This window comes from Massilia norwichensis, from assembly GCF_024753245.1.
Lineage (GTDB): Bacteria > Pseudomonadota > Gammaproteobacteria > Burkholderiales > Burkholderiaceae_D > Telluria > Telluria norwichensis.
This window is the reverse complement of sequence record NZ_JANUGX010000012.1, coordinates 77646-88387: the sequence shown is the minus strand read 5'-3', so window position 1 is coordinate 88387 and position 10742 is coordinate 77646. Positions and strand designations below refer to the sequence as shown.

At 65.5% G+C, this 10742-nt stretch carries 8 protein-coding genes; 2 read left to right on the top strand and 6 right to left on the bottom strand.

Translation table 11 applies throughout. The annotated features are described in order from the left end of the window. Window positions 1-107 precede the first annotated feature (107 nt). From NX782_RS11945 to NX782_RS11925, 5 genes are all read right to left on the bottom strand, one after another. Window positions 108-326, bottom strand: a complete 219-nt coding sequence (locus NX782_RS11945; RefSeq protein ID WP_258845687.1) for a hypothetical protein — start codon at window positions 324-326, stop codon at window positions 108-110. A gap of 142 nt (window positions 327-468) precedes the next feature. Next, the gene (locus NX782_RS11940; RefSeq protein WP_258845686.1) at window positions 469-726 is read right to left on the bottom strand and encodes a hypothetical protein; all 258 of its coding nucleotides are present in this window, start codon (window positions 724-726) and stop codon (window positions 469-471) included. 85 nt (window positions 727-811) lie between these two features. Then, entirely contained in the window at window positions 812-1165 is a 354-nt protein-coding gene (locus NX782_RS11935; protein WP_258845685.1) for a hypothetical protein, read from the bottom strand. Window positions 1166-1371: 206 nt separating this feature from the next. Continuing rightward, a complete protein-coding gene (gene cphA / locus NX782_RS11930) occupies window positions 1372-3948 on the bottom strand; it encodes a cyanophycin synthetase (RefSeq protein ID WP_258845683.1) in 2577 nt (858 codons plus the stop codon). 16 nt (window positions 3949-3964) lie between these two features. After that, window positions 3965-6124, bottom strand: coding sequence for a cyanophycin synthetase (locus NX782_RS11925; protein WP_258845682.1), 2160 nt, complete (start codon window positions 6122-6124; stop codon window positions 3965-3967). Between the two features lie 233 nt (window positions 6125-6357). On the opposite strand from NX782_RS11925, the gene NX782_RS11920 reads away from it, so the two are divergent. Together NX782_RS11920 and NX782_RS11915 are read left to right on the top strand one after the other, a co-directional pair. After that, window positions 6358-8640 carry a cyanophycin metabolism-associated ABC transporter gene (locus tag NX782_RS11920; RefSeq protein WP_258845681.1) on the top strand — a complete coding sequence of 761 codons (2283 nt, stop codon included), beginning with the start codon at window positions 6358-6360 and terminating at the stop codon, window positions 8638-8640. A 2-nt stretch (window positions 8641-8642) separates the two neighbouring features. After that, window positions 8643-9110, top strand: a complete 468-nt coding sequence (locus NX782_RS11915; protein ID WP_258845680.1) for a cyanophycin metabolism-associated DUF1854 family protein — start codon at window positions 8643-8645, stop codon at window positions 9108-9110. Window position 9111: 1 nt separating this feature from the next. Here NX782_RS11915 and NX782_RS11910 read toward each other — a convergent pair whose 3' ends face one another. Further along, window positions 9112-10662 carry a cytochrome-c peroxidase gene (locus NX782_RS11910; protein WP_258845679.1) on the bottom strand — a complete coding sequence of 517 codons (1551 nt, stop codon included), beginning with the start codon at window positions 10660-10662 and terminating at the stop codon, window positions 9112-9114. Window positions 10663-10742 lie beyond the last annotated feature (80 nt).

Here is a 10742-nt window from a genome sequence, read left to right as displayed (position 1 = left end):
CAGGCTAAGCCCGGCAGGGGGCCGGGCTTGGGTTGCCATTTTACCGCGTTAGGGCTGGGCGGGGAGAGCGGATGATCGCGTTTGACAACAGTTAGCTGGGTTCGAGCCTAGCAAGCCCGCCGCCACTCCGGCTTGGCCAGCACCCGCAGCGCCGTCGCCAGATCGACCTCCTGATGCTCCAGCGCCTGCGCCGCCGCGTGCACGCTGCGCGCTCGCAAGGCATCGCGGATTTTCTGTGCGGTCTGGTGGTCCGTGCGGCGGTCGCCCAGGGTTTCGGCGCGAGTGTGGGGAAACTGGGGCTGTTCGTCGATCCATTGGTAGCTCATCGTAACCTCCGTTGTTGAAATGCCATCATCTCGCCTTGCCGTGCTGGCAATTTAGCGAAGGTCAATGGAGCAGGGAGGAAGAGCAAATCGTCCTGGCCGGCAATCCGGCGCAGGACGGAGGAAGAGAAGCGGAAAGTTTGATTCAGGCAGCGGCGGGCAAGTCCTGGTCTGCTTGTCGCCGCTTCTTGCCCCGGTCGTCGTTCTTGCCGGCCAACACCCGCAAGGCTACGTCGACGTCGACCTGCAAGTGGTCCATCGCCATCGCCGCCGCTTGCACGCTGTCGGCGCGCAGGGCGTCGTCGATGTCGGTGGCGGTGCGTTCGTCGACGCGCCTTTCGAAGTGGCGCTTGCCTGGATACAGCCGGGGAACTTTGTGGGAATTGATGCGCAGATAACTCATGTTGGCCTCCATGGTGGTTCGCTGAAGTAGCTGGAGGCATCTTCCTGCAATTGGAATTAGGAAATTTTAGTTGGAATCAAGAAATTTATGAAAGCCTGGCGTGGGTCAAAATCAACCATGCCACCGTGATCACCAGCATCCCGGTGAGGGTCACGCAGCTCCAGGTGAAGAACCAGGCCGACAGCAGCCCGGCCTGCAGCACCTTTTCGAACAGCACGCCGAGCGCGAAGTCGAAGGCGGTCAGGAAAGACCAGCGGCGCAGGTAGACCGGCAGGTAGCGGCTCATCCGGCGGTTGTGCTGGAAGGCGGCGTGCCGTTCGAGGCGGGTGCCGGCGGCGCCGACGTCGCGGAACAGCCAGTCGAAGAACAGGAAGCGGTAGAGCAGCGAGCGGAAAGGCAGTTCAGGAGACTGCTCGTTGGAATCCTTGTCGGTCGTCATGATTCACTGCCTGCGCGATGTCGTGATCGCTCATGGTAAGGCATGAAGCCTGGTGGGCTTGTGCGGTGGCTAACTGAATCGTGCTGGCGTGGGTGGTGTGCCGGCAAACTTGGGGGGATAGTGCTGGGGGCACTATCCCGCCTCCGCGGGGACGACGAACGTAAAAACGGGCGCCGCAGCGCCCGTCTTCAGATTACTTCAAGCCTTCACGCCTTGGCTTCCGCCACCCGCTTGGCAATATGCGCCAGCGCCTCGTCGACCTGGTCGATCAGGATCAACGACAGATCGCCCGGCTGCAGGCGGGCCAAAGCACGGTCGATCGCGACGAATTCGCCCTTGATCTCCTCGACATGGCTGGTGCGGCTCGCACCCTGCAAACCTTCGCGCAGCAGGGCCACGACTTCGCCCTCCGAGCGGCCGCGCTGGCACTGGTCTTCGTACAGCAGGACCTCGTCGAAGGCCTTGCCCAGGATGCGCGTCTGGTCGGTGATGTCCTCGTTGCGGCGGTCGCCGGCGCCGCTGATCACCACCGAGCGGTGCTTGGCCGGCATCGATTCGACGGCATTCGTCAGCGCCTGGATCGCGTCCGGGTTGTGGCCGTAGTCGGCGATCACGGTCGCGCCCTTGTAATCGAACACGTTGAAGCGGCCCGGCGCGTTGTCGCTCTCGCCGACGAAGGTCTTCAGGCCGGTGCGGATGATGTTCCACTCGATGCCGACCGCCCAGGCCGCAGCCACGGCCGCCATCACGTTCTCGACCTGGAAGCCGATCACGCCGCCGCGGGTAATCGGCACTTCCTTGAGGTCGATGCGTTCCTCGACCTTGCCCTGCGCCGCGACGATGTGGCCGTCGTCGACGTAGACGATGCGGCGGCCTTGGGCACGGTGCTTCTGCATGATCGGCAGCGAGCAATCCATCGCGAAGTAGGTGACGTCGCCCTTGGTGTTCTCGGCCATTGCGGCGACGATCGGGTCGGCCGCGTTCAGCACCGCCATGCCGTTCGGCGCGACGTTCTGCACGATCACGCGCTTCAGAACCGCCAGGTCTTCCAGCGTGGTGATGTAGTTCAGGCCCAGGTGGTCGCCGGAACCGATGTTGGTGACCACGCCGACCTGGCAGCGGTCGTAGGCCAGGCCTTCGCGCAGGATGCCGCCGCGCGCGGTCTCGAACACGGCCGCGTCGACGTCCGGGTGCAGCAGCACATTGCGCGCGCTGCGCGGACCGCTGCAGTCGCCGCTGTCGATGCGGCGGCCCTGGATGTACACGCCATCGGTGTTCGTCATGCCGGTACGCAGGCCGGAGGCGCCGAGCAGGTGCGCGATCACGCGTACGGTGGTGGTCTTGCCGTTGGTGCCGGTCACCGCCACCACCGGGATGCGGCCGTCGTCGCCGGGCGCGTACAGGGTGTCCATGATCGCTTCGCCGACCGCGCGGCCCTTGCCGAAGGACGGCGAGATGTGCATGCGCAGGCCCGGCGCGGCATTCACTTCGACGATGCCGCCGCCCTGTTCTTCGATGGGTTTGAGGACGCTGTCGCACACCAGGTCGACGCCGCAGATGTCCAGGCCGACCATGTGCGCGGCGGCGATGGCGCGTGCCGCCACTTCCGGATGCACGTCGTCGGTCACGTCGGTGGCCGAGCCGCCGGTCGAGAGGTTGGCGTTGTTGCGCAGGGTGACGCGCTGGCCTTTCGGCGGCACCGAGTCGGCGTCGTAGCCCTGCTTGGCCAGGCTGGCCAGGGCGATGTCGTCGAAGCGGATCTTGGTCAGGGCGGTACCGTGACCGGAGCCGCGGCGCGGGTCCCGGTTCACGATCTCGACCAGTTCGCGCACGCTGTGCTTGCCGTCGCCGACCACATGCGGCGGGTCGCGGCGGGCGGCGGCGATCAGGCGGTTGCCGATCACCAGCAGGCGGTAGTCGTGGCCCGGCAGGTATTTTTCGACCAGGATGTCGTCGCGGAATTCCGAGGCGGCGTGGAAGCCGGCCGTCAGCTGTTCCTTCGTGTTGACGTTGACGGTCACGCCCTTGCCCTGGTTGCCGTCCTTCGGCTTGATCACGACCGGCAGGCCGATCTCCTGGGCAGCAAGCCAGGCATCGTCCGGGTCCAGCACGACGCGGCCCAGCGGCACCGGCACGCCGGCGGCGTCCAGCAGCTTCTTGGTCAGTTCCTTGTCCTGGGCGATGGTCTCGGCGATGGCGCCGGTGGCATCGATCTCGGCGGCCTGGATGCGGCGCTGGCGGCTGCCCCAGCCAAACTGCACCAGGCTGCCCTCGGTCAGGCGGCGGAACGGGATGCCGCGTGCCACGCCGGCCTGGACGATGGAACCGGTGGACGGGCCGAGGCGCACGTCTTCGTCGAGTTCGCGCAGCTGGTGCAGGGCGGCGTCGAGGTCGAAGGACTGGTCGGCGCGGGCGGCCGCGATCAGCTGCTCGGCCAGGGTCAGGGCCAGGCGGCCGACGTCTTCTTCGCTGTACTCGACCACGACCTGGTAGATGCCGCGTTCGATGGTGGCGGTGGTGCGGCTGAAGGTGACCGGGCAGCCGGCCTGGGCCTGGAGGGCGAGGGCCGCCACTTCCAGCACCTGGGCCAGCGGGATGGTGTCGTCATGACCCATCGGCTGCAGCTGGCCGATCTGCGGGAACAGGGCGCGCAGGCGCGCTTCGAAGCCGGGCAGGGCCTGGATCGACTCTTCTTCGGGCGTGCAGGAAACGACCGCCTCGACCGAGGTGTGATGGCTCCACAGGTTGGGGCCGCGCAGGGCCCGGACGCGAGATACTTCCATAAAAACCTTCAATCCTTTATTTGTTCTCGAAGCTGCGCAGACCGGCGCAGATCAAATCGGTCGGCACGTCCAGCGCCCAGCTTGCGGCGGCGGCGGCCAGCACGGCTTCGGGGTGCGCGGCAACCGAGGCTTTCAGCTTGGCCAGGCCCAGCAGCGGCGCATCTTCGCTGCCCTGGCCGAGCACGATGTGCTGGTCGCGCACGAAGGCGACGCGGCCGCCGGCGGCGCGGTGCTGCTGCAGGACCTCGTTCTGTTCGTCCAGCGCGTAGAAGATCACGCCGCCGTCGGACAGCTCGGCCAGTTTCACGACTTGCGGGTCGGCCGCGTTCAGCACCGCGGCGCCTTCCGACAGCACCACGTCGACCTGGCTGCGCACCACGTTGAACAGCGCATCCTGGTCGCGCACGTACAGGTCTTCCACAGCGCCGACCTGGCCCATGTCGGTCACCACGCCCACCAGGCAGCGGTCGTAGGGCAGACCTTCGGTCAGGATCGCGCGCGCGTTCGACTCGAACACGGCGGCCTGCACGTTACGGTTGATCAGCAGGCGCTGGGCGGCGTCGAAACGGGTGCAGTCGGCGCCGGTGACGCGGCGCTGGTCGAGGAACAGGCCCTTGCGGTTGGCCACGCCCACGTGCTTGCCGGACTGGTGCAGCACGGTGCCGACCAGGCTGGCGACCAGGCTGGCACCCTCGGTGCCGGTCACGCCCACCAGCGGAATGCGGCCGGAGACTTCGCCGTCGGCGAACAGATGCTCGACGATGGCCTTGCCGACTTCGCGCGGCTTGCCGGTGGCCGGTTTGATGTGGGCCAGCAGGCCCGGGCTGGCGTTGACTTCGATGATGGCGCCGCGCTGTTCGGCCAAAGGACGCGAGATGTCCTCGCACACCAGGTCGATGCCGGCGATGTCCAGGCCGACCACGCGCGCCGCCAGCGCCGCCACGTAGGCCACGTCCGGGTGCACCTCGTCGGTGACGTCGTCGGCGACGTTGCCGTTCGGCTGGATCAGCACTTTCTGGCCGTCCTGCGGGATCGAATCCGGCGTGAGGCCCTGGCGCTGCAGGTCGAGCCGGATCTCGTGGTCGGTCGGGTTGACCAGGCCGAGCGGGTGCTCTTCGCTTTCGCCGCGGCGCGGGTCGGTGTTGATCTGGCTGTTGCACAGCTCGACTACGGTCGACTTGCCGTCGCCCGTCACGAACAGCGATTCGCCCTTGGCGGCGGCCACGACCTTCGAGCCGACCACCAGCACGCGGTGCTCGTTGCCCGGCACGTAGCGCTCGACCAGCACGGCGCTGGAGTCGCCCGCCTCGGCGGCGATCGCGTAGGCGGCTTTCACGTCCGCTTCGTTCATCAGGTTCAGGGTCACGCCGCGGCCGTGGTTGCCGTCGACCGGCTTGACGACCACCGGCAGGCCGATATCCTCGGCTTCTTCCCAGGCGTCATCCGCGCTGCGCACCACGCTGCCTTCCGGCACCGGCACGCCGCAGGAGGCGAGCAGGGTCTTGGTCAGGTCCTTGTCGCTGGCGATGCTTTCGCCGATGGCGCTGGTGCGATCGGTCTCGGCAGTCCAGATGCGTCGCTGCGCCGCACCATGGCCGAGTTGCACCAGATTGCCTTCGGTCAGACGGATCGAAGGCACGCGGCGCTCGGTGGCGGCATCGACGATGTTGGCGGTGGACGGGCCCAGGCAGTAGCGATCGACCAGTTCGGTCAGCTTCGCCACCGTGGCCTTCATGTCGAAGGGCGTGTCGTTGATGGCGGCCATCAGGAGCGCGTGGCCGGCCTGCAGGGCGGCGCGGCCGACGACCTCGTCACGGGTGCGGAAGGCCATCTTGTAAATACCGTGGTCGCCGGTGGAACGGGTCTTGCCGAAGCCGGTCTTCATGCCGGCCATGTTCTGCAGTTCGAGAACCACGTGTTCGAGGATGTGGCCGGCCCAGGTGCCGTCGCGCAGGCGTTCCAGGAAGCCGCCGCGTTCGCCGACGCCGCAGCGATGTTCGATCAGTCCCGGCAGCCAGGCGGTCAGGCGCTCGTTGAAACCGGGGAGGGTGTTCGAAGGACATTCTTCGAGTTCGCCGATGTCGAGCCAGGTCTCGATGACGGGGCGATAGGTCCAGATGTTCGGTCCACGCAGGTGGGTTACACGAAGAATCTTTATGTCTTTCTTGTTTGTCATGAAAAATATCTTGCCGCGTGGTGACCGCTCTCTCACCCGTAGCGTTGCCTTATGTTTGTGCGGATATTGCTGCAGTGCACATGTTGTATACTTGCCGAAACGAAGCTTACAGGCCTCAACCGAAATCTGCCAGTCTCGCCCCCATCGATAGAATACCGTACGCCTGTCAACCGGCGTGCCCTGCTCAGCGTTCCATCCTGGCGACCCTTCCGGTCTCCAACTTTTGATAGCACATGACGACTCAACAACTAGTTCCCTCAACGCCGCTGGCGGCTGCCAGTTTCCTGCCTGAGCATTGGCAGGCGGACGTCCAGAAAAAGCTTGCGCCAGGGGAAAACGTTTTAAGCGCCCTCGAGGTTGACCTCGATGCGAAATTACGCTTCACCAAAGGGATACTGGTTGTCACCAACATCCGTTTACTGACCCGCAGCCCGGGCGATACGCACTGGCGCGACTGGCCTTACCATGCCGGTCTGGCCATGCGTCATTACGACCACGCCGGCGTCGGCCACATCGAACTGGTCGATGCCAAGGGCCTGCTGGCCTCGTGGCGCTTCACCCTCGGCCAGAACCTGCAGGCGATCCGCCTGGTGGACCAGTTCCAGGACCAGGTCCAGAGCTACCTGACCGGCATCGCCATCCAGCCGCCCGAGCAGCACACCTGCCCGAGCTGCAAGGCGCCGCTCGACGCCGACCAGGAAGAGTGCCCGATCTGCACCAAGGTACTGCACACCCCGCCGTCGACCTGGACCCTGTTCCGCCTGTGGCGCTTCGCCAAGCCGTATCGGGGCCAGCTCCTGCTTGGATTCTTGCTGATGTTGGCCAGTACCGGCGCACACATGATTCCCCCTTACCTGACGATGCCCTTGATGGACAACGTCCTGATCCCTTACCAGAACGGCCAGAAGATCGATACCGGGCTGGTCTATATGTATATGGGCGGCTTGCTGGCCTCGGCCGTGCTGGCCTGGGCGCTGGGCTGGGGCCGTACCTACGTGCTGGCGCTGGTGTCGGAACGCATGGGCGCCGACATGCGCTCGGAAACCTATGAACACCTGCTGCGGCTGTCGCTGGAATTCTTCGGCGGCAAGCGCACCGGCGACCTGATGAGCCGCATCGGCAGCGGTTCGGACCGCATCTGCGTGTTCCTGTCGCTGCACCTGCTGGACTTCCTGTCCGACGTGCTCATGATCATCATGACCGGCGCGATCCTGTTCAGCATTAACGCCAAGCTGGCCCTGATCACCCTGGTGCCGCTGCCCTTCATCGCCTGGATGATCCACGTGGTGCGCGACAAGCTGCGTACCGGCTTCGAGAAGATCGACCGCGTCTGGGGCGAAGTCACCAACGTGCTGGCCGACACCATTCCGGGCATCCGCGTGGTGAAGGCGTTTGCCCAGGAAAAGCGCGAGGCCTCGCGCTTCCGCGAAGCGAACAAGCACAACCTGGCCGTCAACGATAAATTGAACAAGGTCTGGTCGCTGTTCTCGCCGACCGTCTCCTTCCTCACCGAACTGGGCCTGCTGGTCATCTGGTGCTTCGGCATCTGGCAGGTGGCGCACCAGGAAATCACGGTCGGCGTGCTGTCCGCCTTCATCGCCTACAGCGGCCGCTTCTACGTGCGCCTGGATTCGATGAGCCGCATCGTCTCGGTGACGCAGAAGTCGGCCTCGGCCGCCAAGCGCATCTTCGACATCCTCGACCACGTCTCGAGCGTGCCGGACCCGGTCAACCCCGTGAAGATCGACAAGGTCGAGGGCAATATCGAACTGCGCGAAGTCGGTTTCCGTTACGGCAACCGCGCGGTCAACCGCGGCATCTCGCTGAAGATCAAGGCCGGCGAGATGGTCGGCCTGGTCGGCCATTCCGGTTCCGGCAAGTCGACGCTGGTGAACCTGATCTGCCGCTTCTACGACGTCGCCGAGGGTGCGATCCTGCTCGACGGTAAAGATATCCGCTCCTTCGCCGTGGCCGACTACCGCCGCCACATCGGCCTGGTGCTGCAGGAGCCTTTCCTGTTCTTCGGCACGATTGCCGAGAACATCGCCTACGGCAAGCCGGATGCGACGCGCGAAGAAATCATCGCCGCTGCGCGCGCCGCCCACGCCCATGAATTCATCCTGCGCCTGCCGCAGGGCTACGATTCGATGGTCGGCGAGCGCGGCCAGGGCCTGTCCGGCGGCGAGCGCCAGCGCATCTCGATCGCGCGCGCACTGCTGATCGACCCGCCGATCCTGATCCTGGATGAAGCGACCTCGTCGGTGGACTCGGAAACCGAGAAGGAAATCCAGAAGGCGCTCGACAACCTGGTGCAAGGCCGCACCACGATCGCGATCGCGCACCGCCTGTCCACGCTGCACCGCGCCGACCGCCTGGTGGTGCTGGACCGCGGCGTGGTGGTGGAAGAGGGCAGCCACGATGAACTGATGGCAAGCCAGGGCGCCTATTACCGCCTGTACGAAGCGCAGGCGCGCAACGTCGACCAGGACCCGGACGACTCTAGCCAAGAAGACTAAGAATGACGACTGCTTTTAATTTACGGCGCGACCCCTTCGGCAAGCTGGTGCTGACCAATGCCGAAGGCGAGGAATTCGTCGGCGTCGCGCCGGTGCGCTCCTTCCCGGTCCAGGCGCCGACCCGCGGCATCTCGCTGGTGCGCGATGGCGGCAAGGAAGTGGCCTGGATCGAGAACCTGGAGGACGTGTCGCCCGAAGTGCGCGCACTGGTCACCGAAGAACTCGAAGGGCGCGAATTCATGCCCGAGATCCTGTCGATCCGGGGCGTGTCCAGCTTTGCCACGCCCTCGACCTGGACCGTCAAGACCGACCGCGGCGATACCGAATTCGTGCTGAAAGGCGAGGAAGATATCCGCCGCCTGAATGCGTACTCGCTGCTGATCGCCGACAGCCACGGGATTCACTTCCTGATCCGCGATATGTTTGCGATCGACAAGGGTAGCCGGAAGATCCTGGACCGCTTCCTGTAATTCAAGGCGTCGCCGGGCAGGACTGGAATGTCGGCAAGGGCATGCCGCTCGGCAGCGCATCCGGAATGTGGGTACAGGCCAGCGCCGGCAGCGTGCCTTCGTCGAGCAGGCCTTTGCGGACGAACTCGACCAGGTCATCGAATTCTTCCGCTCTCAGCCTCAAGGGACGGCGCAGCAAGGGATCGATGCTGGCTGCAACATTGGCGATGGGTGCCATCCGCTGCGCCAGGTCGGGCGCCACCCCGGCCCGCTTCGCGTCATAGCTGCGCAGCGAGGCCATCACATCGAGGTGGTGGCGGACCGCGTCTTCCAGCCTGGTGAAGGCACCATTGTGGAAGAAGGCCGGCTGCAGCGCCACGTTGCGCAGCGGCGAAGTGCGGAAGCGATAGCGGTCGCTGGCCAGCCCGGTGACCTGCTCCAGTCCATAATCCTCGTTCTCCCCCGGACCGTCGAAGATGACGTTGCCGCTACCGACGCCGAAGGCCGGCGCAATCTGCGGCACGCCGATGTTGTGCATCCTGAAGTCGCTGAACATCTCGTTCGATTTCCCGCCGACAGCATGACAGGCCACGCAATTGGCCTTCCCGAAAAACAGCAGTGCGCCGCGTTTCTGGCCATCGGTCATCGCGCCGGTCTCGCCGCGGGCGAAGCGGTCGATCGGGGCGTTGGCGCCTTTGAGGATGTATTCGTATTCGGCGATCGCGCGGGCGAACATGCTGATGTCGATCCGGGCGCCGCTGCGCACTTCGTCGAAGGCCTCGCCGAATTTCTGCACATAGGCCGGGATGGCGTTCAGGCGCTGTTCGACACGTGCGCGGATCGGCCCGTTGCGAAAGCCGCCCGTATCGAGCGCCGGGCAGGTTTCGCCCTTGCCGTCGTCGAACTGGAAGTAGCGCGGATCGAGGCCGTCGCGGATGCCGGTGAAGCCCGCTTCCTCGATCAGCTCCGTCGGCGGCAGATAGGCCTGGGCGACCAGCAGCTGCGGCACCGCCGGGTCATGCGGCCGGAAGGTGCTGCTGCCTTCCGGCTGCGGAAAGCTGAAGCCGAGTGAATTGTCGAAGGGATCGCCGGAGGGCGCGAAGAAGCGGCCATTCCACATCAGCCTGGGAAAGAAGCCGGCATTCAGAATCATCGGCGAGCGCCGCCGGTTGCGCGGTCCCTGGCGGTCCGGCCCGACGATCAGGTTGTTCTGGATGCCGATCGCGATCGATTGGGTATCGCCATAACCATGGCTGGGCGAGTGGCAGGCGGCGCAGGAATTGTCGTTGTGAAGACTGGATACCGGATCGAAGAACAGCAGGCGGCCGAGGTCGGCCCGCTTGAAGTCCAGCGGCCGGCCGAGCCGGCTCTCGAGCTTTTGCTCGACGGTGCCGGTGAAGCCGTGCTGCGCCAGCGTGGCGGCGAGCTGCTGGTCGAGGGTCGGCGGTGGCGGCGGTGCAGGCGGCGCCTTGCGCGGCTGGTCGGCGCCGCCGCAGCCGGCAAGCGCCAGCGATAAGGCCAGCAGCAGTGCCGATGTCCGATACGCTTGCTGCAAAGCCAGAGTTCTGTTCATGGGCGCTCCCGGGGCACGTCATACAGTGTCAATACACCTAACGTAACGCGCGCTGCCAGGCTCGCTTTTGCGCATGCTCA

Excerpts from the sequence above, each read along its gene's own strand:
- NX782_RS11945 (WP_258845687.1), bottom strand. The coding sequence starts at position 326 with ATGAGCTACCAATGGATCGACGAACAGCCCCAGTTTCCCCACACTCGC.
- NX782_RS11940 (WP_258845686.1), bottom strand. The coding sequence starts at position 726 with ATGAGTTATCTGCGCATCAATTCCCACAAAGTTCCCCGGCTGTATCCA.
- NX782_RS11935 (WP_258845685.1), bottom strand. The coding sequence starts at position 1,165 with ATGACGACCGACAAGGATTCCAACGAGCAGTCTCCTGAACTGCCTTTC.
- cphA (WP_258845683.1), bottom strand. The coding sequence starts at position 3,948 with ATGGAAGTATCTCGCGTCCGGGCCCTGCGCGGCCCCAACCTGTGGAGC.
- NX782_RS11925 (WP_258845682.1), bottom strand. The coding sequence starts at position 6,124 with ATGACAAACAAGAAAGACATAAAGATTCTTCGTGTAACCCACCTGCGT.
- NX782_RS11920 (WP_258845681.1), top strand. The coding sequence starts at position 6,358 with ATGACGACTCAACAACTAGTTCCCTCAACGCCGCTGGCGGCTGCCAGT.
- NX782_RS11915 (WP_258845680.1), top strand. The coding sequence starts at position 8,643 with ATGACGACTGCTTTTAATTTACGGCGCGACCCCTTCGGCAAGCTGGTG.
- NX782_RS11910 (WP_258845679.1), bottom strand. The coding sequence starts at position 10,662 with ATGAACAGAACTCTGGCTTTGCAGCAAGCGTATCGGACATCGGCACTG.